Source organism: Sciscionella marina DSM 45152 (genome assembly GCF_000379465.1).
In the GTDB taxonomy this organism is placed as follows: domain Bacteria; phylum Actinomycetota; class Actinomycetes; order Mycobacteriales; family Pseudonocardiaceae; genus Sciscionella; species Sciscionella marina.
Genome location: NZ_KB905403.1, coordinates 397,379 through 419,494 on the forward strand (window position 1 = coordinate 397,379; position 22,116 = coordinate 419,494).

Consider the following 22,116-nt stretch of genomic DNA (forward strand, 5'->3'; position numbering starts at 1 on the left):
CCGGCCTACGCCCCGCTCGGCGTCCGCACCGCGCACGTACCTGGCCTGCGCGCGGTGGGGGCCTTGTGGGGCGTGGACCTCGTGGAGACCGCGCTCGGTATCGAGCTTCCGGACACGGTGCACCAGCTGCCGGAATTCGGCGTACTGTGCGGTGCGGCGGCCGAACATATCGGCTTGTTCAAGGATGTGCACTCCTGTGCGAAGGAGCGCGTATTCGGCTATACGCACGATTCGGTGCTGTTACACGAAAAACATTCCGGAATGACCATGCGCGGACACCCGCACCGGAATCGCCGGTCTGCCCGCGATCATGCGCGGCGATTTCGACTGGCATTTCGAGGTCGGCCGGTACAGTGGCCAGGACGTGGTCGAGCAAGGGCGGCCGACCACATGGACGAGTTGTCCACCGCTACATTCCCGTCGGGTGCCAGACCGTTTTCGCCTCGGTGAGGGCGCGCAGCCGCTTGATGTCCGGGCGCCGGGTCCAGTCCGGTTCGCTCGCCGGGGCGGGCAGGACTCGTTTGACCGTCTCGGCGGCGGCGCGTTCGAGTTCGCCCGCCTGATCGGCGGGGGCGCCGCACAGATCGAGCGCGTTCACATCGGCGTGCGCGGCCAGGTGCCCGGCGAGCTCGCCCGTGTCCCCGGTGAGCACATTGACCACCCCGCCCGGCACATCGGAGGTGGCCAGTACTTCGGAGAGGGTGATCGCGGGAAGCGGGCGCGCGGAACTGGTCAGCACCACCGCGGTGTTGCCCGCGGCGAGTACCGGGGCGAGCACGCTCACCAGTCCGAGCAGTGCGGAGTGCTGCGGGGCGAACACCCCGACGACGCCGGTCGGTTCGGGCACGGTGAAGGAGAAATACGGTCCGGCGACCGGATTCGCGGCACCGAGCACCGTCGCGATCTTGTCCGTCCAGCCCGCGTACCACACCCAGCGATCGATCGCGGTGTCCACAATGGACGCTGCGTTCGATGCGCCCTCCGAATCGCGCACCGCGGACACGAACTGTTCCCTGCGGCCCTCCAGCATCTCCGCGACCCGGTAGAGCACCTGGCCGCGGTTGTACGCGGTGACCCCGGACCAGCCAGGGAACGCCTTGCGCGCGGCCGAAACGGCGTCCCGCACATCCTTGCGCGAGGCCTGCGCGGCGTTCGCGAGGAACCGGTCCTGGGCGTCGGTGACCGCGTAGGTGCGGCCGGATTCCGAACGCGGGAAGGACCCGCCGAGGTAGAGCTTGTAGGTCTTCGCCACGGTCACCCGATCAGACATCGAGGTATGCCTCCAGCCCGGTGCGCCCGCCCTCGCGGCCGAACCCGGATTCCTGATAGCCGCCGAACGGGGCGGCCGGATCGAAACGGTTGAAGGTGTTCGCCCAGACCACACCGGCCCGCATCCGCTGCGCGGCCCAGAGAATCCGGGATCCCTTCTCGGTCCAGATCCCCGCGGAGAGACCGTACGGGGTGTTGTTCGCCTTCGCGACCGCCTCGTCCGGGGTGCGGAAGCTCAGTACCGAGAGCACCGGTCCGAAGATCTCCTCGCGAGCGATCCGCATCGACTGGGAAACCTGGGAGAACACCGTCGGCGCGAAGAAGAAACCCTTGTCCGGCAAGGGACACGGGCTCGTCCAGCGGTCCGCACCTTCGACCTCCCCGCTGCTGGTCAGCTCGCGGATCCTGGCCAGCTGCTCGGCGGAGTTGATCGCCCCGACATCGGTGTTCTTGTCCAGCGGGTCACCGATGCGCAGCCGCCCGATCCTGGTGCGCAGCTTGCCGAGCACCTCATCGGCGACCGATTCCTGCACCAGCAACCGGGATCCGGCGCAGCACACGTGGCCCTGGTTGAAGAAGATCCCGTTCACGATGCCCTCGACCGCCTGATCGATCGGGGCATCCTCGAACACGATGTTCGCCGCCTTGCCGCCCAATTCGAGGGTGAGCTTGCGGCCGGTCCCGGCCAGGGTGCGCTGAATCTGTTTGCCCACCTCGGTGGAACCGGTGAACGCGACCTTGTCCACGCCCGCGTGCCCGACCAGTTCGGCGCCGATATCGCCCGCCCCGGGCAGGATGTTCACCACTCCGGGCGGGAGTCCGGCCTCCGCGCAGATCTCGGCGAACACCAGCGCGGTCAGCGGGGTGGTCTCGGCGGGCTTGAGCACCACGGTGTTCCCGCAGGCGAGCGCGGGCGCGATCTTCCAGGCCGCCATGAGCAGCGGGAAATTCCACGGGATCACCTGGGCAGCGACCCCGAGCGGGCGCGGATCGGGGCCGAAACCCGCGTAGTCGAGTTTGTCGGCCCAGCCCGCGTGGTAGAAGAAATGCGCTGCCGCGGTGGGGATGTCGGAATCCCGGGATTCCTTGATCGGCTTACCGTTGTCCAGGGTTTCCAGTACGGCGAGTTCCCGGGAACGTTCGGCGATCATCCGCGCGATGCGGAAGATGTACTTGGCGCGTTCGGCGCCCGGCATCGGACCCCAGACCTTGTCCTGGGCCCGCCGCGCCGCCGCGACCGCCGTGTCCACATCGGACGGTGCGGCGGTGGAAACATCGGCCAGTACTTCCTCGGTGGCCGGGTTGATCGATTTCAGCCCGGGACCGGCTCCCTCGACGAATTCCCCGTCCAGGAACATCCGGTACTCCGATTTGAGCCGCGCGATGTCCCGGTTCTCCGGTGCGGGCGCGTATTCCCATTCCATGCTCATATGTCGGCTCGGTTCCTCACTCGCTCCGCTCCTCGCTCGCTGCGATGCTCACTCGATCGTCACCTTCGCTAGTCCACCGTCACATAGTCGGGGCCGCTGTAGTGCCCGTCGAACTGGGTGCGCCGCTGCATGAGCAGATCGTTGAGCAGGCTGGAGGCACCGAAGCGGAACAGGGCGGGATCGAGCCACTGCTCCCCGGCGACCTCGCGCACCGCGACCAGGTAGCGGATCGCGGTCTTGGTGTCCCGGATCCCGCCCGCCGGCTTCACCCCGCGCAGCTGCCCGGTGAGCGCGTGCCAGTCGGCGACCGCCTGCAACAGCACGTGGGTGACCGGCAGGGTCGCCGCGGGCGAGACCTTGCCGGTGGAGGTCTTCACGAAATCCGCCCCGGCCAGCAGCGCCAGCCAGGACGCGCGGCGCGCATTGTCGTAGGTGGCCAGCTCGCCGGTCTCCAGGATCACCTTCAGATGTGCCGTCCCGCAGGCCCGCTTCACCTCGCGGATCTCCTCGAACACCAGCCCGTAGTTCCCGGAGAGGAAGGCGCCGCGGTCGATCACCATGTCCACCTCGCTCGCGCCGGCCTCCACCGCCGTGGCCACATCGGCGAGCTTGACCGCCCGCGCCGCGCGGCCCGCGGGAAACGCCGTGGCCACCGAGGCCACGCCGACGCCGGTGCCCTCGAGTTCGCCGACCGCGAGCCCGGCGAGATCCGGGTACACGCAGACCGCGCCCACGCTCGGCACCTCCGGATAGTCCGGATCCGGGCGGCGCGCCTTCGCGCACAGGGTGCGCACCTTGCCCGCGGTGTCCGCGCCCTCCAGCGTCGTCAGGTCCACCATCGAGATGGCCAGGTCGATCGCGGTGCGCTTGCTCGCCTTCTTGATGCTTCGGGTGGCCAAGCCCGCGGCGCGCTGCTCGAGCCCGACCGCGTCCACCCCGGGAAGCCCGTGCAGGAACCTGGTCAGGCTCGCCTCGTCCCGGGTGATGTCTTCCAGAGCTGTCACCGAACCTCCTCGCCGATGCTCGTCGGTCCAGTGACCGGCAGTGCTGTGCCCGATGGTGACCTCGCAAGCCCGGTCACGTTTCGAGCTCGTCCCGGTCGCGCTCGCGGCGTTTCGGACGCTTCACTTCCACCCCGCCCATGAACGCGAGCCCGGTGATCTTCACCGTCGGGCGGCCGTCGCCCGCGTCCGGCTCGTGGATCTTGTTGTCGAAGGCCCCCATGAACCCGATCCCGTTGACGTGCACGTTCACATCCTCGGGCACCCGCACCTCGATCCCGCCCATGAACGCGACACAGGTGATCGTGGTGTGCGCCGCGGAGAACTTCGCCTGGGACAGGTCCAGCTCCCCGCCGCCCATGAACGCCACCGCCGTGTGGGTCGGCGGAACCGTCCATGCCCCCTTGCGCTCGAAGCCGCTCAGCACGCCGACCGAGACCTGCGAACCGGGTGTGCCCCCGCTCCGGTCCGGCAGCGCGGGCTGATGCTGCGCGGCCAGCGGGGACTCGATCGGCAGATCCGCGGTAACCGGGGTCAGCTCCCCGATGGTCTTCGCCTGGTACACCGTGGCCAGTCGTTCGTCCAGTTCGGAAACGTCGATCCGGCCGTCCGCCATCGCCTTGTGCAGTGCCTGCGCGACCTTCTCCCGGTCCGCGTCCGAGGCACGCATCCCGTTCGGCTCGCGTTTCTCCAGTTCATCCGCCACGTGCCCAGGGTAGTACGTGGGGCCAGGCCACGGACCCGTTCGGGTCAGAGAGACCGCGCCATGCGCGGTCAGCTCAGTGAGGCGCTCGCCGACCGCAGCTCTGCAAGGGCCGCGAGGAGGTGCTCGGCGAGTTCCCCACCGATGCCACGGTCAGCCTCGGACCACTCGGCGTATCCGCGTTTGAAGGCGAGGAGGCCCAGCTCGCTTGCGAGGGCAGCGATCGGATCGGGCGTCCCGCGAGCGACAAGGGCTGCCGTCATCGCGGCCGCGAGGCTGACGCTCTTGAGGGCGTCCCGCTGTTGAAGTTCGGTGCTGGCAGCGACGGCTGCCTTCAGGCGAGGGGCGAGTTCGCGGCTCTCGGGCCCCATCGCGGTCGAGGCGCGCTCGAGGCCGGCGGCGACCGCCTCGAGTGGGCCGGCATCAGCGGGCGCCTCGGCGATCCCCTCGGTCAGCAGCCGGCTCAGCGTCTCCTGTCCGGCCACCAGCAGCTCGCGCTTGTCGGGGAAGTGCCGGAAGAAGGTGCTTTTCGTGACCCCGGCGCGCTCGGCGATCTGGGTGACCGTAGTGGCGTCGTAGCCCTGCTCGGTGAACAGATCGACGGCGGCGGTGACAAGGCGTTCGCGCGCTCCCGGTTCCCAGCGGCCCATGGGGCCATCATAAGCGACGGGACTTTTGTGCCGTCGCTTGCTATTGTGACGGGATAAAAGTCCCATCACTTGAGGGGGAACTCCATGCACGTCTTCGTCACCGGCGGCACCGGTCTGATCGGGTCCACCGTCGTCGCCGAACTGCTCGGCAATGGCCACACCGTCCTCGCGCTCGTCCGTTCCGATGCTTCCGCGGCGGCTGCCGAGGCGGCAGGTGCCGAGCCGCTCCGGGGAGCCCTCGCCGATCTGGATGTCCTGCGTTCCGGCGCCGCCGCGGCCGATGGGGTGCTCCACCTGGCCTTCGGTAACGACTTCAGCAGCGCCGATGCCCTGGCCAAGGTGGTCGCGGAGGAAAGCGCGGCCATCGCGGCCCTCGGCGAGGAACTCGTCGGCAGCGACCGCCCCTTCGTCACCGTCTCCGGCACTCCCGCCGTGCCGGGTCGCGTGTCCACCGAGGCGGACCCGGCGATGACCGACGGGCCGGTCGGTGGCCGTGGGCGCGCGGTGACGGCGGCCCTCGGTCTGGCTGCACGCGGGGTTCGGAGCACCGCTGTACGGCTGCCGCGCACGGTGCACAACCAGGGTGCGGGCGGGTTCGCCGGAGTGCTGACCAACATCGCACGCCAGAGCGGAGTGTCCGGTTATCCAGGCGACGGCACCCAGCGTTGGCCCGCGGTGCACGCGCTCGACGCCGCGGTCCTGTTCCGGCTCGCCCTGGAGCGGGCGGAAGCCGGTACTTCCTGGCACGCGGTGGCTGATGAGGGCGATACGGTTCGGGACATCGCCGCGGCCATCGGCCGGCAGCTGGGCCTGCCGGTCGAATCGGTGCCCGAGCAGACCTACGGCCCCCTCGGGCCGATCTTCGCGATCGATCAGCCCTCGTCCGGCGCCCACACTCGGCAGGCACTCGGCTGGCGGCCGAAGCAGCCGAGCCTGTTGGAGGACCTGGCGAACGTCCGAGCCTGACCAGGTTTCGGCGCGCCGTGTCCTGGCAGTCGCTCGGTCGGAGGGGAGGAGATCCGGTCAGCGCTCGAAAAATGCCTGGTCACCGGGCACTCCGACGCGCTCGGTCGGGCGTCGGCGGTAGAGCAGGAGCTCGGTGATCGGGCCGTGCAGGCCGACGGGCGCGGGCCCGCCCCTCGCGCACGGGGTCCGGAGCTGCGTTCCAGCCGAAACGGATAGGTGATCAATTCGAGCCATTTCTCCAGTGCCCCGGCGGCGACCTTTGTTGCGGGGGTGAACGGGTGCCCGAGGGCGAGCAGTGCGTCGGCGCCGTGGATCAGGATCTCGAAGGCCATGCGACGGGCGACGAACGCGGCGGTCCTGAGCGGTCCGGGAATGGGGACCCACACCGGGCTTTCCGGTCCTGCCTCCAGCAGGGGTTTTCGGTGAGCCACTCCGCGTCTTCGGCCAGCCAGGGATCGAGCGCCGCGACGTCCTCGTGTACGAACGCGGTGAGGTCGCGTTACGCGAAGTCGTCCTCGGACAGCGATTCTCGTGCCCTGATGCGCACGGTGCCTCCACCCAGGTGTGCCACGCCGAGATGCCGGATCAGCTGGCCGGGCTTCCACCCGAGGGAGGTGGTCACCGGAACGGCCGGTTCCGCGCCGCGCGCACCCGTTCGGTCTGCACCCCGGTCTGCGCGCCGTACTCGGTGAACTCCCTCAGCTGACCGGTTCGGTGGCGCCGTGCCGCCAGAGCCGGGCGTAGGAGCCGTCCGTGTCGAGCAGTTCGGTGTGCGTGCCGCGCTCGATGATCCGCCCGCCGTCGAGCACCAGGATCTGATCCGCGCGTGCCGCGGTGGCCAGCCGGTGCGCGACGATGACCGTGGTGCGCCGGTTGGCGAGGCGTTCGCTGGCCTCGAGCACGGTGGCTTCGGTGCTCGGATCGAGTGCCGCGGTGGCCTCGTCGAGCAGCAGCAGATCGGGATCCACGAGCTCGGCGCGGGCGAGCGCGATGAGCTGACGCTGCCCGGCGGAGAGCCCCTGTCCGCGTTCGCCGACGACATGGGTGAACCCGCCGCGCAGCGAGGCGATCATGTTCAGCGCCCCGACCGCGCGGGCGGCGCGCTCGACCTCCACATCGCCGGCCGAGGGGCGGCCGTAGCGGATGTTGTCCGCGATGGTTCCGGTGAACAGGTGCGCCTCCTGTGGGACGACGCCGAGCCTGCCGCGGTACCCGGACAGTTCATAGTCGCCGACCGGGACCCCGTCCACGAGCACCGCTCCCTCGGTCGGGTCGTAGAACCGCGCGAGCAGTTTGACCAGGGTGGATTTCCCCGCACCCGTGGCGCCGACGAGGGCGACGCTGTTCCCGGCCGGGATGTCCACCCGCACATCCGCGAGCGCGGGTTCGGGCGCCTCGGTGTAGGTGTAGCCGAGGTCCCGGCAGGAAACCTCGCCGCGCAGCTTGGCGGGCACCTCGACCGGATGTTCGGTCTCGCGCAGCGAACTCGGGGTGCCCAGCAGCTCCCCGATGCGGCGCAATCCGACCGCGGCCTGCTGGTACCCGTCGAACACATTGGACAGCTGCTGGATCGGCGCGAAGAACTGGCCGAGGTAGAGCAGGAAGGCCACGAGCACCCCGGGCGCGAGCCCGCCACCGGCCACCCAGGTGGCGCCGAAGCCGAGCACCAGTGCCTGGGCGAACTCCGAGAGGAAGGTGACGAACGGGAAGTACAGCGCGATGTAGCGCTGGGCGCGCAGCCGGGTGCGCCGGTAGGAGTCGGACAGCGAGATGAAGTGTTCGGCCGAGCGTTCCTCACGGGTGTTCGCCTGTGCCACTCGCATTCCGGAGACGTTCTCCTGCAGATCCGCGTTGACCTCGCTGATCTTCTCCCGGGCCTTGGTGTACGCGGCCGAGGAATAGTGCCGGAACACCGCGGTGGCGATGATCAGCACCGGCAGCACGGACAGCGCGATCAGGGCCAGCGCGGGATCGATCACCAGCATCGCCACCGCCATGCCGAGCACGGTGACCAGGCTGACCACCGCGGTGACCAGACCGGTCTGCACGAAGGTGGACAGCGCGTCCACATCGGTGGTCATCCTGGTCATGATCCGGCCGCCGAGCTCGCGCTCGTAGAAGTCGAGGCCGAGCCGCTGCAGATGCGCGTAGCTGCGCACCCGGAGCCCGTAGAGCACGGATTCCCCGGACCGTGCGGTGATCACGGTCTGCATGCGCAGCACGATCCAGTCCACGATCACGATCCCCGCGGCGATCCCGGCCATGGCGAGCACCACCGAGGGCACGCGCGCGCTGACCCCGGAGTCGATCCCGGTGCGCACGAGCAGCGGGACCACGATGGTGGCCAGCGCGTCCAGCGCGACCAGGCCGAGCGCGACGAACAGCATGACCCGGACCGGTCCGAGCAGCGCGCGCAGCGAGAACCTCGGGAACGGGACGAGCGGATCGTCCTTGGTGCGCGGTTTCTCGGTCGCCGGGGGCAGCGCCTCCACCGCGTCGAGCAGTTCCGGGGTCGGGGTGAACATCTCGCCGGTCGTGGTGCGCTGCGCGGCCTCCGATTCCCCGGAACTCCGCGCCGCCTGCTGCCACAGCGCGGGCGTGTAGTCGCCATCGGCCTGGTCGAGTTCGCCGACCGGTTCCTCGATGCTGTCGGTGTCCCCGGAGAGCAGCGCGGTGTACAGCGGGCAGCGCTCGGTCAGTTCGTCCTCGGTGCCGATGTCCACCAGCCTGCCCTCGTCGAGCACCGCGATCCGGTCCGCGAGGTGCAGTGTGGAGCGGCGGTGCGCGATCAGGATCGTGGTGCGCTGCGCGGTGACCTGGCGCAGCGTTTCGTGGATGGCCGCCTCGGTCGCCGTGTCCACCGCGGAGGTGGCGTCGTCCAGCACGAGCACCCGGGGATCGGAGAGCAGCGCGCGGGCCAGTGCGATGCGCTGGCGCTGCCCGCCGGACAGGGTGAGCCCGCGCTCGCCGACCGTGGTGTCGTAGCCCTCGGGGAGTGCTTCGATGAACCCGTCCGCCTCGGCGGCCTGGGCGGCGGCGCGCACCTGCTCATCGGTCGCGTCCGGGCGCCCGTAGGCGATGTTGTCCCGCACCGAGGTGGAGAACAGGAACGCGTCCTCGAACACCACGCCGATCGTGCTGCGCAGCGAGGCCAGCCGCAGCGAGCGGATGTCGTGGCCCGCCACGGTGATCGCCCCGTCCTGCACCTCGTAGAACCGGGGAAGCAGCAGCGAGACCGTGGATTTCCCGGAACCCGAGGTGCCGATGAGCGCGACCGTCTCGCCGGGCTCCACCGCAAGGCTCACCCCGTCGAGCACCGGTTCCTCGCGGCTGTACCCGAACCGCACCGTGTCCAGCTGCACGCGCACCGGACCCCCGGGCACATCCACGGCCTCCGGATCGTCGGTGATCTCCGGCTGCGAGTCCACCAGGTCGTAGACGCGTTCCGCGGCCGAGCGCACCAGCTGGCCCATCACCACGAGCCCGGCGAGCAACCGTGCCGGGCCGACGAGGGTGGCAAGGTAGCTGGAGAACGCGAGGAAGGTGCCGAGGCTGATCTCCCCGCGCAGGGCCAGGATCCCGCCGAGCGCAAGCACCGCCACCTGGCCGAGCGCGGGCAGCGCGGACAGGGTGGCGGTCGGCACCGACTGGAGCTTGGCCGCGCGCATGCGTTCGGCGAACAACACGCCCGCCCGTTCGCGCATGCTCCGGGTCTCGCGCCGTTCCTGGCCGAAGCCCTTCACCACACGCACCCCGGTCACCGTCTCCTCGACGTGCTGGGCGATCTCGGCCGCGCGCTGCTGAGCCGACCAGGTGGCGGGGAACAGCCGTTTGCGCGAACGCCCGGCCACGATCGCCAGCGCGGGCACGATGACCAGCGCGATCACCGTCAGCAGCGGGGAGAGGTAGAGCATCGCCACCAGCGAGGCGAGGGTGAGCGCCACCGTGCCGATGGACAGCGGGGCCATGGAAAGCAGGCCCTGCACCAGCTGCAGATCGCTGTTCGCCCTGGAGACCACCTGGCCGGTGCGCAACTGGTCCTGCTTGGCCCCGTCCAGGCGCTGCACGCTGGTGAACACCGAGCGGCGCAGCGAGTGCTGGACGTCGAGCGCGAGCTTGCCCGCGAAGTACCGGCGCACATAGGCGGCGACGAACCGGATCGCGGCGAGCACGAGCAGGGCGAGCACGAGCACCGGCATATTGCCGGTGTGCCCGGCGACCGCGTCGTCGATGCCGACCTTCGTCAGGAGTGGGCCCGCTGCCTCCAGTCCGGTGCCGAATACGGCGGAGACGAGGACGAGGACGGCGAGGCCGCGATGGGCGAAGCACTCCGCGGCCAGTCTGCGGATCCAGCCGCGGCGTGCTGTGGTGGTGGTTGAGTCGGGCACCGAACCAGGTTACGTCGGTCCACCGACAGAAGCCGCCGAATTACGATACGTCCCTGCGCTGCGACGTCGGCGGAGTACCTCCGCGTTGCAGCGCACCTCGGAGTCGCTTGCTAGGACACGTCCCTGCGCTGCGCCACGAACCAGCCGAGACCGGCGAAGATCAGCGTCCACACCAGGAAGATGAGCGCCTCGATCCACCAGCTGTAGGTGCCGCCCGCACCCGCGGCGAACCGCATCACCTCGGTCATCCCCTCGGACAGCCGCGGTGGCAGATCGGTGATCCGCGAGGTGACGTCATCGGCCGCGATACTGGACACGATCCCGCTGCCGGACTGGTTGATCAGGAACCCGGGCACGTGATCGCCGATCCGCACGACCGCCAGGTTGAGCAGGTTCTCCGCGAGCAGCGTGTAGAGCAGCAGCACGAGCGTGGTCGCGATGACGTTGCCGAGCAGCGCGCCGACCCCGACCCCGAGCAGGGTCCACAGCATGGTGGACAGGATCCCGGCGCCCACGATGCCGAGCCACACTCCGGGGCTGGGCAGGAACTGGGTGTGCCCGCCGGTGACCGAGCCGAGCCAGATGCCGAGGCTGGAGATCCCGGTGACCACCACGCCGTAGGCCGCACCGACCACCGCGTAGAAACCGAACTTCGCGGTCAGCACGGAGACCCGGCTGGGCGCGGTCAGGTACGAGGTGGTCATCGTGCGCCGCTGGACCTCGTTCGCCATGGCGAGCCCGCCGAGCACGATCGGGAAGATCGTGGAGATGTTGATCGCGCGGGCGAGCGCGAAGGAGGCGAACGGCAGATCCGGAATGTCCGCGCTCACCCCGAGCGAACGGGTGCCCTCGACGACGCGATCGGTGATGAAGCTGACGAACGAGGTGGCGATCCACGACCAGCCGAGCGCGAGCAGCACGGTCGGGATGAGCAGTCCCCACCACACGCTGGTCGTGGTGAACTTGCGCAGTTCGGCCTTCGGCAGGGTGGGCGCGAACAGTTTCACCTTCGGCGCGCCTGCCGGTGGGTATGCCTGCTGCTGGTAGTAAGTCATCAGCGGTATCCGCCCTGGTTCGGTGGGTAGCCTTGCTGTTGGTAGTAGCCCTGCTGCGGCTGCTGCGGGCCCCAGCCCGGTGGCGGGGGTGCCGCGAACTGGCCACTGGTGAGCTGGAAGAACAGCTGCTCCAGGCTGGTCCGCTGCTCTTCCATGCCGTAGGTGGCCACGCCGATCTTGGCCGCGATATCGCCGACCTGCTGGATCCCCGCGGCCACCGAGATGCGTCCGTCCTGGGTGGCCTGCAGGTCGGTGAAGCCTTCCGCGCGCAGGGCGTCGGCGAGCCGCGCGTTATCCGCGGCCCGGACCAGCACCCGGCTGCGCTGCTGCCCGCGCAACTGCGCGAGCGGCCCGTTGAACATGGTCTGGCCGCGGGAGATGATCACCGCGTGGTCGATGAGCTGTTCGACCTCGGCGAGGATGTGGCTGGAGATCAGCACGGTGCGCCCGCCACGCGCGTACGCCTGCAGGAAGGACCGCAGCCAGGCGATGCCCTCCGGGTCGAGCCCGTTCGCCGGTTCGTCGAGCACCAGCACCTGCGGATCGCCGAGCAGGGCCGTCGCCAGGGCGAGCCGCTGTTTCATACCGAGCGAGAAGGTGCCCGCCATCCGGTCCGCGGCCACCCCGAGCCCGACGAGCCCGAGTACCTCCTCGGCGCGGTGATCGGGGATCCCCATCGCCGCGGTGTACACCAGCAGATGGTTGCGCGCGGTGCGTTTGGGGTGGAAGCCCTGCGCGTCGAGTACCGCGCCGACCACCCTGCCCGGCTCCTCGAGCTGTTCGAAACCGACCCCGTTGATGGTCGAGATCCCCTGCGAGGGACGGACGAGGCCGAGGATCATGCGCAGGGTCGTCGTCTTCCCGGAACCGTTCGGTCCGAGGAACCCGGTCACCGAACCGGGCTCGACGGCGAAGCTCAGGTTCGAGACAGCCGTGACCGGGCCGAACTGCTTGCTGAGGCCGGAAACCACGATCCGGCCGCTGCGGTCGTGCACGCTAAGCACTCCGTTCTTCCGTGCTGCTCGTTGTGCGCCGGTCCGTTCTATGCGCCTGCGCCCGATCATCCAACAGCGCCGATCTTGCCCGAGTGTGGGGGCGCCGTGGGCCGGAAAACAGCCAAGTGACGGAAGCCACCACCCCCCGGTTGGCGTAACGCTTAGGTCTGGCTTAAGCTTGGTGGTGCGACCCGCTCCCGGCGACCCCCAGGCTGGTAGAGCGGGTCGCCCTTTTGTTTCAGGTTATTTCACGTGATTCCTGTCCGGCCCGCGCGCTACCTTGTCCGCATGCGCGCACTGTTCGTGACCTCTCCCGGCCTCGGCCACAATTTTCCGCTCGTACCGACCGCGTGGGCGTTGCGCTCCGCGGGCCACGAGGTGCTGTTCGCCGCCGGTGGGGCCGCGGACCGGGTCGCCGCCGCCGGGCTGCCCGCGGTGGACACCGCGGAGGGGGTGAACTTCGCGGAGGTGTTCGGCGGGTACGCGCCACCACCGGACGCGACGCCCCTGGACATCGCGGGCGGACTGTTCGCGCGGGTGAGCGCGGAGGTCGTGGACAGCGCCGTCGAGCTCGGCCGCCGCTGGCACCCCGATCTGGTCGTGTACTCCGGGATGCAGGGCGCCGGACCGTTGCTCGCCGCGGTGCTCGGGGTGCCCGCGGTGAACCACGAGTTCTCCTTCGCCCCGCTCCCGGCCGCGCTGCGAGTACGCATCGCGGAGGGGCTGGGTGACGCCTACTCCCGGTACGGCGTGCGTTATGCCGAGCCCGCGCTGACCGTGGCGATCACGGCGGCCAGCCTCGAACCGGAACCCCGGGAGGTCGCGCGGATACGTCCGGTCGCGTACAACGGCGGCGCGCGGTTGCCCGAGTGGCTGCTCGAACCGCCGGAGCGTCCGCGCATCGCCGTCACCCTCGGCTCGGTGTTGCCCGCGATGGCCGGGCTCGGCGCGCTCGACGGGCTGCTCACCGCGATGGGTTCGGTGGACGCCGAGTTCGTGCTCGCCCTGGACGGCGCGGAGGTCGGCGGGCTGCCGCCGAACGCCCGCGCGGTCGACTGGCTCCCGCTCAACCAGCTGCTGCCCAGCTGCGCGGCCGCGGTCCACCACGGTGGTTCGGGTACGACTCTCGCGGTGCTCGATGCCGGATTGCCCTCGGTGATCATTCCGCAGGGCGCCGACCAGTTCCGGAACGCCGAACTACTGGACGGCTGCGGTGCCGCGCTGGTGGCCGAGGGGGACAAGGTGGACGCCGCCCTGCTGAACCGCCTGCTCAGCGAGGAACCCCTTCGTGCGGGGGCCGGGCGGCTGGCCGCGGAACTGCATGCGCAGCCCGCGCCGAGCACCCTCGTCGACCAGTTCGCGAACCTGCTCTGAGAGAACTGTCGTGACAGGGCCTGCGCGGCTGTACCGCTGAGGAAACGACCTGACTCACCGAAAGCCATCGACGAGGAGAACTCCCTTGCGTCTGCTGTTCACGTCCGCGCCCGGGATCGGGCATGCCTACCCGCTGGTGTCCTCGGCATGGGCGGCCCGCGCGGCCGGTCACGAGGTCACGTTCGCCGTTTACGGGGTCACCGATCAGCTCGCCGCCGCCGGGCTGCCCGTGGTGGACAGCGCGCCCGGGGTGGTGCCGTTCCAGCAGTTCCAGTCGTTCTTCGCGCGCTATCCGGAGCTGCGCGTGCCGGTCGACAAGCGCACCGGTGACCAGGATGCGGTCCCGGGCAAGCTGTTCGGGCACGTGAGCGAACCCGCCGTGGCGCGCACCGTGGCGTTCGCGAAGCGCTGGCGCCCGGATGTGATCGTGCACGAGACGGCCGAGGGGGCGGGACCGCTCGCGGCCGCATGCCTCGGGGTGCCCGCGGTGTGCCACGCGATCTCGGCGGACAATGCCGGGCGCGCGTACCCGCTCGCGGTCGCCGAGGCGCTCGGGGAACGCTATGCCGAATACGGCGCGGAGCAGCGGACTCCCGACGCCTGTCTCGATCTGATGCCGCCGCGGCTGCTCGCCGATCCCGATCCCGGCTGGGAGTTTCGCTATCTGCCGTACAACGGCGGGGCGGTGCTTCCGGAATGGCTGGAGGAGGATCCGGGCCGCCCGCGGATCCTGGTCACGCTCGGCTCGGTGCTTCCCGAACTGTCCGGGGTTTCCGGTCTCGGCCAGGTGGTGCGGGCCGCGCACGAGGTCGATGCCGAGTTCGTGTTCGCGCTCGGGAACACCGATCTCGCCGAACTCGGTCCGCTGCCGGACAACGTGCGGCAGGTGCCTTGGGTACCGCTCTCCCGGGTACTGGACGGCTGTTCGCTCGCCATCCATCACGGCGGGGCGGGCACCACGTGCACCACGCTGGCCGCCGGGGTTCCGCAGCTGGTGCTGCCGCACGGGATGGACCATCACGTGAACGCGAACCTGGTGACCAAGGCCGGTTCCGGGGCAGTGCTCGAACAGGACCGGCTCGGGGAGATCACCGGGCAACGGGTGCGCGAATTGCTCGGTGACGAATCGCTGCGCGGTGCGGCGCGCGATTTCGCGAAAGAGCTCGCCGGGCTGCGACCGCTCGGCGAGCTCCCCGCGTTGTTGGAAACGCTCTAGACGACGGTGGCCAGCTCGGTGTGCGCGAGGCCGTGCGCCTCGGCGACCGGGCCGTTGGTCAGCTTGCCGTCGTGGGTGTTCAGGCCGAGCGCGAGCGCCGGATCCGCGGCCAGCGCGGAGTGCCAGCCCTTGTCGGCGATCGAGACCGCGTACGGCAGCGTGACGTTGGTCAGCGCGTAGGTGGAGGTGTTCGGCACGGCGCCGGGCATGTTGGCCACGCAGTAGAACACCGTGTCGTGCACCGCGAAGGTCGGGTCGTCGTGCGTGGTGGCCCGCGAGTCGGCGAAGCAGCCGCCCTGGTCGATGGCGATGTCCACCAGGACAGCGCCCGGCTTCATCCGGCTGACGAGTTCGTTCGAGACCAGCTTCGGGGCCTTCGCGCCCGGCACCAGCACCGCGCCGATGACCATGTCCGCGCTGGTGACCGCCTCGGCAAGGTGCAGCGCGTTCGAGCTGAGGGTCTTGAGCTGCGGGTGGGTCTCGTCGATCTGGCGCAGCCGGTCCACGTTGGTGTCCAGCACGGTCACGTCCGCGCCCATGCCCGCGGCGATGCGCGCGGCGTTCAGCCCGGAGACGCCGCCGCCGATCACGACGACCTTGGCCGGGAGCACGCCGGGGACCCCGCCGGGTAGCACACCGCGCCCGCCGGAGGGCTTCATCAGCGAGTACGCGCCGACCTGCGGGGCGAGCCGGCCGGCCACCTCGGACATCGGGGCGAGCAGCGGAAGCGAGCGGTTCGGCAGCTGCACGGTCTCGTAGGCGATCGCGGTGGTGCCCGAGGCCAGCAGCGCCTCGGTGAGCGCCTTGTCCGCGGCCAGATGCAGGTAGGTGAACAGGGTCTGCCCGGAACGCAGCCGCGGGTACTCCTCGGCGATGGGCTCCTTGACCTTGAGCACCAGCTCGCCCTCGGCCCACACGTCCTCGGCGGTCTGCAGGATCTTGGCGCCCGCGGCGAGGTAGTCCTCGTCCGCGATGGCCGAACCGATACCGGCGTCGGTCTCCACGAACACCTCGTGGCCGTGCTCGGTCAGCTCATGCGCACCGGCCGGCGTGAGCGCCACCCGGTACTCGTTGTTCTTGATCTCCTTGGGGACCGCGATCTTCATAGCAGCTCCATCTCACTGTGCGTACGTGCTCCCCCGTGCCACGTACCACAATGCTGCCCCATTTGGCCCATGTCATCGTGCCCTTGAGACCAAATCGCGCGGATTGCTTTGTCTCATCAGCACAATTTATACCCAGCGTAGTGTCACTAGCTGTACAAGCAGCGCCATCCGGATATCGGGCTCCTCCAGGCTCACTCCGGTCAGTTCGACGATCCTGCGGATCCGGTACCGCAGGGTGTTCGGATGGATCCGCAGCTCCTCGGCCGCCGCGCGCGGATCGCCCGGATGGCGCAGCCACGCGTAGAGGGTGTCCACATAGCAACTGGTGCCGTCCTCATCGGCCTTGCGCAGCACCGGAATCGGGCCCAGTTCGGCGACCCCGGCGGAACCGGCGGCCGCGGCGGCACGGTGCAGCGCGAGCACCGTCCACGCCTGCTCATAGGCGGCGCTGTGGCCCTCGAGCAGCCCGGCGCGCAACAACAGCAGCGTCTCGTCGGCCTCGGCCCGCGAGGCGGCGAGTGCCCCGATCTCGGTCGCGGAACCCGCCGCGACCAGTGGCGGCATGTCGTGCGCGGTCAGGGTTTCCGCGAACTTCGGCCAGCTGTCCTTGCCCACGACCGCGTACAGCACACCGTCCAGTTCGGCGACCGCGCGCAGCCGGGAGAACCCGGTCGTGATGCGGTCGAACAGCGCCAGCCGCACCCCTTCCGCGTCCACCTCACCGGATGGCGCGCGCCCCGCGGCGTCGATCGCCACCACGCGGTGCGGTGCATCGGGCAGGCCCAGTTCGGCGACCGCGAGCCGGGGTGAACCGGTGCCGTCGAGTAGCCCGCGCAGCGTCTCGGCGAACCGGCGGCGTTGCGCATCGGTGCGCGCACGGCGGCGCAGCAGGTGCAGCGCGACGACCGGGCCCGCGTCCGCGAAGGCCGCGGAGCGCTCATCGGAAACCCGTTCCCGCACCACCGCCCACATCGAACCGAGCAGTTCGCCGCCCATCCGGATGGGCACGATCAGCCGCGGCAGCGTGCCATCGGCCTGCGCGGGCACGAAGATCGCCGGGCTGCCCTTGGAGAGCTGGCGGAACACGCCCTTCGAACGGAACTTCGCCAGCACCTCGTCCGGCTGGCGCCGCCCCATGATCGTGGAAACCCGCGCCGGGTCGGTGATGTCCTGGCGCGCCGAATAGGCGAGTACCCGGGAGTTCGCGTCCTCGATCGTCACCGGCGCGTCCACCATCGCGGCCACCGCGTCGGCCAGCCGGAACAGATCACCGAGCGCGCCCGATGCCGGATCGTCCCCCTCGTCGTTCTCGGACTCCGCCGCGTCGAGCACCGTGCGCAGCAACCACACCAGCTGAGCCCATGCGGTCTGCCCGTGCACCTCGATCAGCGCGACCCCCGCCGAACGCGCCGCCCGCTGCACACTCGAAGCGATCGGCGGTTTCAGTACTACTCCGGCCGCCTTGTGTTCGCCCGCCATCTGGATGAGGGTCGTGGCTTCCTTCGCGGTGTTCGCGGCGACCCCGAGTAACAGGTCACCCGCCGCCGCGTGCCGTCCGGGCTCGGCGATCACGACATCGGTGACCGCGACCGCCTCGTCCGGGACGACGACGGCGTGCAGCAGTGTCGGCCCGACCCGGTCCACGACGCCCTGCACGGTGGTCATGGGGGAACTGTATGCCTGGCTGGTTCGCTCTCGGGGGCGCGGCTGCTTGTCGTTTGTTGCACCTGTTGCATATAATGCACTTATTGCGCTTGGAGGTGTGATGGTTCAGCGAAGCGGGATGCCTACCCTTCCTGGGGAGGGCGATGCGGAGGCCGCACGGGCGGCTCTCGTTCGCGTCCGAGATGCGCTGTCCGAGCACGGTGACAGCGAGGACGTCGTCAGGGTACGGGTGGAGGACGAACCGGATCCGGTGACGATTCCACGTCCGGCGATGGATCTGCTCGTCCGTGTGCTCGCCGCGATGTCCGCTGGACAGGCGGTCAATGTCATGCCCGCGCACGCCGAGCTCACCACACGGCAGGCCGCGGATCTACTCAACGTTTCCCGGCCGTTTCTGATCGGACTGCTCGAATCCGGCGAGATCCAGTTCCGAAAAGTGGGGACGCATCGCCGGGTGTATGTTGAATCGTTGCTCGATTACCAGCGCCGGGATGGCGCGCAGCGGCTCGACGCGGCGGATGAGCTGAGCAAACTTTCGCAAGACATGGATCTGCTGTAAATGCCGTTCGTTGTCGTGTACGACGCCAACGTGCTATATCCATCCACCCTGCGTGACCTGCTCATCCGGGTCGCGATCGCGGGGCTGGTGCAGGCCAAGTGGACCGAGCAGATCCTTGACGAGACCTTCGGCAATCTCGCGGTGAACCGTCCGGACCTCGACCCGCACCGCCTTGCCCGCACGCGCGAACTCATGGGTAAGGCGGTGCGGGATTGTCTGGTTACCGGATACGAGCCGTTGATCGAGGCCATCACGCTCCCGGATCCCGGCGACCGGCATGTGCTCGCCGCCGCAGTGAAAGCACATGCGGAGGTCGTGGTCACCTTCAACGGAAAGGATTTCCCGGCCGATTGTCTTGCACCGTGGGGTGTGGAAACCAAGCACCCGGATGATTTCCTGCTCGATCAGTTCCATCTGGATGCTGTCGCCGTGCATCTGGCCGTGCAGGCGATCGCGAGCACTCGGCGACAGCCGCCCGAGGATATCGCCGACGTGCTCGATCACCTGGAATCAAATGGTGCGGTGCGGACGGCGGCGGTCCTGCGGCGCTGAGGACTACTGCTGCTGGCGTTTCAGGTTCGCCACGATCTCGTCGATCTTCTCCAGGATCAGCGGCTCGGCCGATTCGCTGGTCACGCCGTGCTCGTTGAGCAGCGCCGCGGCCGGTCCGCCCGCGGCCAGCACCCCGAGCAGCAGGTGTTCGGTGCCGACGTAGTTGTGGTTGAGCTTGAGCGCGACCTTGACGGTCTCGTCGATGACGCGGCGGCCCATTTCGGCGTAGACGAGCCGTAGCGGCGGGGTCTCGGCGTCCCGCGGGAACCGCTGTACGAGCTGTTCGAGCACGGTGTCCAGGGATCCGCTGAGCTGATCGACGATGAGGGCGGCGACGCCTTCCCTGATGGACAGGGTGCCGTGCAGCAGGTGTTCGCCGGTGATGGAGGCGCCGTTGTGGGTCCGTGCCACATCCTGGGATTGGACGAGTGCCTGGCGGGCGCGATCGGTGAACCGTTCGTACATCCGGAAGGTGTCCCGCTGCTGGGCGGCCTGTTTGGAGACGCCGATGGCTTCGCCGATCTGGGCCCAGGACGCGCCGGTGTCCCGCGCCCTGGCGACGAAGTGTCCGACGAGCTGATCACCGAGGTCGGCGAGGGATTGGGCACGCCGCTGGGCCTCGCCGACCCGTTCGAGTTCGGTGGCGCTGGGGGTCTGTGTTTCGAGTTCGTCGATGAGTTGGTGCAGTTGGATGTTCGCCATGCCGTCAACGATAGATTGACGTCACTGGACCGTCAAGGACGAGTTGACGCTGAGGTCGACTCTTTCCCGGTGCCTGGACCTGAGTTGTCGCCCTCGGGCGTCGCGATTAGCTTCGCTGGGCATGGAGCTCGACATTCCGGTCATCGATCTCGCGGAGATCGAGAGCCGTCGTGCGGAATTGGCGCGTGCCGCCGAGGAGATCGGGTTTTTCCAGTTGACCGGTCACGGGATCGCGCAGTCGGAGATCGACCGGATCCTTGCCGTGACCAAGGAATTCTTCGCCCTCCCCGAGCAGGACCGACTGGCGATCAGCAATCTGGGCTCGCCGCATTTCCGCGGGTACACGAGGCTGGGTACGGAACACACGAACGGGCGAGCCGACTCGCGGGAACAACTCGATATCGCCGAAGAGCTCCCGGCGCGCGCGCCTGCCGAGGGAGAACCCGCCTATCACTGGTTGCGCGGACCGAATCGCTGGCCGCCCGCGCTCCCGGAGCTGCGCCCGATCGTGCTCGGTTGGCTGGAGAAACTGCGCCCGGTGGCCGATCGCCTGCTCGACGAGTTCGTGGTCGCGCTCGGTGGTCCGCGCGGTTTCTTCGCCGATGCCTTCGCCGAGGACCCGCACGTGCACCTCAAACTGATCCGCTATCCGGGACTCGGTGCGGCGGCCAACGAACAGGGTGTCGGTACCCACAAGGACTACGGCTTCCTGACCCTGCTGCTCTCCGACGGTGTCCCTGGGCTGCGGGTGCAACCGCGCGCCGGGCAGGAGATCGCCGTCGAACCGCGGCCCGGCGCGTTCATCGTGAACCTCGGGGAACTGCTCGAGGTGGCCTCGCGCGGCAGGCTGATCGCCACCCCGCACCGGGTCGTGGCTACCGGATCGGAACGGTATTCGGTGGCTTTCTTCTACAATCCGAGCCTCGATTACCGGGTGCGGCAATTACCGGCCGAATTCGTCGCGGACGCCCCGGGATTCACCGCCGATCCGGACAATCCCCTATTCGACGTGTACGGAAACAACGCCATGAAAGGCTGGCTGCGCGCCCATCCCGAGGTCGCGAACCGGCACCACAAGGAGCTCGTAGAGCGCACTGAGGAGAAACTGTCATGACCGAAGCACCGAATTGGTCGTTCGAGACGAAGCAGATCCACTCCGGGGCGGAACCGGATCCGACGACGGGTGCGCGGGCGACCCCGATCTACCAGACCACCTCCTATGTCTTCCGCGATTCACAGCACGGCGCGGACCTGTTCAGCCTCGCGGAACCGGGGAACATCTACACCAGGATCAACAACCCGACCCAGGAAGTGCTCGAGCAGCGCGTCGCCGCGCTCGAGGGCGGGGTCGCCGGGCTGGCGTTCGCCTCCGGATCGGCCGCGACCACCGCTGCGGTGCTCAACCTCGCCAATTCCGGTGACCACATCGTGTCCAGCCCGGCGCTCTACGGCGGGACCTACAACCTCTTCCATTACACCCTGCCGAAACTGGGTATCGAGGTCAGTTTCGTCTCCGATCAGGACGACCTCGATTCCTGGCGTTCCGCGGTACGGGAGAACACCAAACTGTTCTTCGCCGAAACCCTGGCCAATCCGGGAAGCAATGTGCTCGATATCCGGGCGGTCGCCGATATCGCGCACGATTCCGGAGTCCCGCTCATCGTGGACAACACGGTTCCGACGCCGTATCTGCTCCGCCCGATCGAGCACGGCGCGGATGTGGTGCTGCATTCGGCGACGAAATACCTCGGCGGGCACGGCACCACGGTGGCCGGGCTGCTGGTGGACGCGGGAACCTTCGATTTCGGTGCCGATCCGCAGCGGTTCCCCGGTTTCACCGAACCGGATCCGAGTTATCACGGCCTCAAGTTCTGGGAGGCGCTCGGCCCGGGCGCCTATGCGGCGAAGGCGCGCGTGCAGCTGCTCCGGGACACTGGTGCCGCGATCTCCCCGTTGAACAGTTTCCTCATCCTGCAAGGGATCGAAACGCTTTCCCTGCGGATCGAGCGGCACGTGGCCAATGCGCAGGCGCTCGCCGAATGGCTGGAGTCCCGCAGCGAGGTGGAGCGGGTGTACTACGCGGGCCTGCCGTCGAGCCCGTATCACGGTGCCGCACAGAAATACCTGCCTCGCGGAGCGGGTGCGGTGCTGTCCTTCGATCTGCGCGGCGGGGCCGAAGCGGGCCGGAAGTTCGTGGACGGCACCGAACTGCACAGCCAGCTGGTGAACATCGGGGATGTGCGCAGCCTCATCGTGCACCCCGCGTCCACCACGCACAGCCAGCTCTCCGAGACCGAGCAGCTCTCCAGTGGGGTCACTCCCGGGCTGGTGCGGCTCGCCGTAGGGTTGGAGGGAATCGAGGACCTCAAGGGGGATCTCGAATCCGGGTTCCGTGCGGCGAAGACGACGGTCGATTGAGCATCGTAGGGCCGCCCGCGGCCCGCGGAGCACAGCGAGTGAGGAGTCGAGCCATGGTGCGGCAGGA

At 69.1% G+C, this 22,116-nt stretch carries 20 protein-coding genes; 9 read left to right on the forward strand and 11 right to left on the reverse strand.

All coding sequences use genetic code 11. From position 1 onward, the window contains the following. The first annotated feature begins 54 nt into the window (after nucleotides 1–54). On the forward strand, nucleotides 55–450 hold the full coding sequence (locus A37U_RS55035; RefSeq protein WP_420806261.1) for a terpene synthase family protein: 396 nt from the start codon (nucleotides 55–57) through the stop codon (nucleotides 448–450). Here A37U_RS55035 and A37U_RS0126605 read toward each other — a convergent pair. The 5 genes from A37U_RS0126605 to A37U_RS0126625 all read right to left on the reverse strand — a co-directional run bounded on the left by A37U_RS0126605 (nucleotide 410) and on the right by A37U_RS0126625 (nucleotide 5,053). After that, nucleotides 410–1,270 carry an aldehyde dehydrogenase family protein gene (locus tag A37U_RS0126605; protein WP_026197632.1) on the reverse strand — a complete coding sequence of 287 codons (861 nt, stop codon included), beginning with the start codon at nucleotides 1,268–1,270 and terminating at the stop codon, nucleotides 410–412. The two genes, A37U_RS55035 and A37U_RS0126605, sit on opposite strands and share 41 nt — an antisense overlap. Continuing rightward, nucleotides 1,263–2,699 (reverse strand): aldehyde dehydrogenase family protein, encoded by a 1,437-nt coding sequence (locus A37U_RS0126610; RefSeq protein ID WP_020499719.1) that lies wholly within the window; start codon nucleotides 2,697–2,699, stop codon nucleotides 1,263–1,265. The genes A37U_RS0126605 and A37U_RS0126610 overlap by 8 nt, the downstream gene beginning before the upstream one ends. 68 nt (nucleotides 2,700–2,767) lie before the next feature. Next, nucleotides 2,768–3,703, reverse strand: coding sequence for a deoxyribose-phosphate aldolase (deoC, locus tag A37U_RS0126615; protein WP_020499720.1), 936 nt, complete (start codon nucleotides 3,701–3,703; stop codon nucleotides 2,768–2,770). A gap of 73 nt (nucleotides 3,704–3,776) precedes the next feature. Next, on the reverse strand, nucleotides 3,777–4,406 hold the full coding sequence (locus A37U_RS0126620; RefSeq protein WP_020499721.1) for a DUF1707 SHOCT-like domain-containing protein: 630 nt from the start codon (nucleotides 4,404–4,406) through the stop codon (nucleotides 3,777–3,779). Between the two features lie 68 nt (nucleotides 4,407–4,474). Beyond that, entirely contained in the window at nucleotides 4,475–5,053 is a 579-nt protein-coding gene (locus A37U_RS0126625; RefSeq protein WP_020499722.1) for a TetR/AcrR family transcriptional regulator, read from the reverse strand. 84 nt (nucleotides 5,054–5,137) lie between these two features. Between A37U_RS0126625 and A37U_RS0126630 the strand changes: the two genes are divergently transcribed. Continuing rightward, nucleotides 5,138–6,019, forward strand: coding sequence for an SDR family oxidoreductase (locus A37U_RS0126630; RefSeq protein WP_020499723.1), 882 nt, complete (start codon nucleotides 5,138–5,140; stop codon nucleotides 6,017–6,019). A gap of 475 nt (nucleotides 6,020–6,494) precedes the next feature. Beyond that, on the forward strand, nucleotides 6,495–6,725 hold the full coding sequence (locus tag A37U_RS0126635; protein WP_020499724.1) for a hypothetical protein: 231 nt from the start codon (nucleotides 6,495–6,497) through the stop codon (nucleotides 6,723–6,725). Here A37U_RS0126635 and A37U_RS0126640 read toward each other — a convergent pair. The 3 genes from A37U_RS0126640 to A37U_RS45405 all read right to left on the reverse strand — a co-directional run bounded on the left by A37U_RS0126640 (nucleotide 6,718) and on the right by A37U_RS45405 (nucleotide 12,457). Beyond that, nucleotides 6,718–10,407, reverse strand: coding sequence for an ABC transporter ATP-binding protein (locus A37U_RS0126640; RefSeq protein ID WP_020499725.1), 3,690 nt, complete (start codon nucleotides 10,405–10,407; stop codon nucleotides 6,718–6,720). The genes A37U_RS0126635 and A37U_RS0126640 overlap by 8 nt on opposite strands. Nucleotides 10,408–10,517: 110 nt before the next feature. After that, complete coding sequence (locus A37U_RS0126645) at nucleotides 10,518–11,462, reverse strand: ABC transporter permease (protein WP_020499726.1); 945 nt, start codon at nucleotides 11,460–11,462, stop codon at nucleotides 10,518–10,520. Then, nucleotides 11,462–12,457 (reverse strand): ATP-binding cassette domain-containing protein, encoded by a 996-nt coding sequence (locus A37U_RS45405; RefSeq protein WP_020499727.1) that lies wholly within the window; start codon nucleotides 12,455–12,457, stop codon nucleotides 11,462–11,464. Before A37U_RS45405 ends, A37U_RS0126645 begins: the two co-directional genes overlap by 1 nt. A 288-nt stretch (nucleotides 12,458–12,745) precedes the next feature. Between A37U_RS45405 and A37U_RS0126655 the strand changes: the two genes are divergently transcribed. Further along, nucleotides 12,746–13,831, forward strand: coding sequence for a nucleotide disphospho-sugar-binding domain-containing protein (locus A37U_RS0126655; RefSeq protein WP_020499728.1), 1,086 nt, complete (start codon nucleotides 12,746–12,748; stop codon nucleotides 13,829–13,831). 85 nt (nucleotides 13,832–13,916) lie between these two features. Then, nucleotides 13,917–15,047: a nucleotide disphospho-sugar-binding domain-containing protein gene (locus tag A37U_RS0126660; protein WP_020499729.1), complete on the forward strand. Its 1,131-nt coding sequence runs from the start codon at nucleotides 13,917–13,919 to the stop codon at nucleotides 15,045–15,047. On the opposite strand, the gene ald is transcribed toward A37U_RS0126660, so the two are convergent. Then, nucleotides 15,044–16,153, reverse strand: a complete 1,110-nt coding sequence (ald, locus tag A37U_RS0126665; protein WP_020499730.1) for an alanine dehydrogenase — start codon at nucleotides 16,151–16,153, stop codon at nucleotides 15,044–15,046. The two genes, A37U_RS0126660 and ald, sit on opposite strands and share 4 nt — an antisense overlap. Before the next feature lie 126 nt (nucleotides 16,154–16,279). Further along, nucleotides 16,280–17,818: a PucR family transcriptional regulator gene (locus A37U_RS0126670; protein WP_020499731.1), complete on the reverse strand. Its 1,539-nt coding sequence runs from the start codon at nucleotides 17,816–17,818 to the stop codon at nucleotides 16,280–16,282. 229 nt (nucleotides 17,819–18,047) lie between these two features. Here A37U_RS0126670 and A37U_RS0126675 point away from each other — a divergent pair, with 229 nt between their 5' ends. Together A37U_RS0126675 and A37U_RS0126680 are read left to right on the forward strand one after the other, a co-directional pair. Beyond that, nucleotides 18,048–18,377 carry a helix-turn-helix domain-containing protein gene (locus A37U_RS0126675; RefSeq protein WP_205623020.1) on the forward strand — a complete coding sequence of 110 codons (330 nt, stop codon included), beginning with the start codon at nucleotides 18,048–18,050 and terminating at the stop codon, nucleotides 18,375–18,377. Beyond that, the gene (locus A37U_RS0126680; protein ID WP_020499733.1) at nucleotides 18,378–18,929 is read left to right on the forward strand and encodes a PIN domain-containing protein; all 552 of its coding nucleotides are present in this window, start codon (nucleotides 18,378–18,380) and stop codon (nucleotides 18,927–18,929) included. Between the two features lie 3 nt (nucleotides 18,930–18,932). On the opposite strand, the gene A37U_RS45410 is transcribed toward A37U_RS0126680, so the two are convergent. Further along, entirely contained in the window at nucleotides 18,933–19,631 is a 699-nt protein-coding gene (locus A37U_RS45410) for a Clp protease N-terminal domain-containing protein (protein ID WP_020499734.1), read from the reverse strand. 121 nt (nucleotides 19,632–19,752) lie between these two features. On the opposite strand from A37U_RS45410, the gene A37U_RS0126690 reads away from it, so the two are divergent. Further along, a complete protein-coding gene (locus tag A37U_RS0126690) occupies nucleotides 19,753–20,745 on the forward strand; it encodes an isopenicillin N synthase family dioxygenase (protein ID WP_020499735.1) in 993 nt (330 codons plus the stop codon). Further along, nucleotides 20,742–22,049: a bifunctional o-acetylhomoserine/o-acetylserine sulfhydrylase gene (locus A37U_RS0126695; RefSeq protein ID WP_020499736.1), complete on the forward strand. Its 1,308-nt coding sequence runs from the start codon at nucleotides 20,742–20,744 to the stop codon at nucleotides 22,047–22,049. Before A37U_RS0126690 ends, A37U_RS0126695 begins: the two co-directional genes overlap by 4 nt. Nucleotides 22,050–22,116 lie beyond the last annotated feature (67 nt).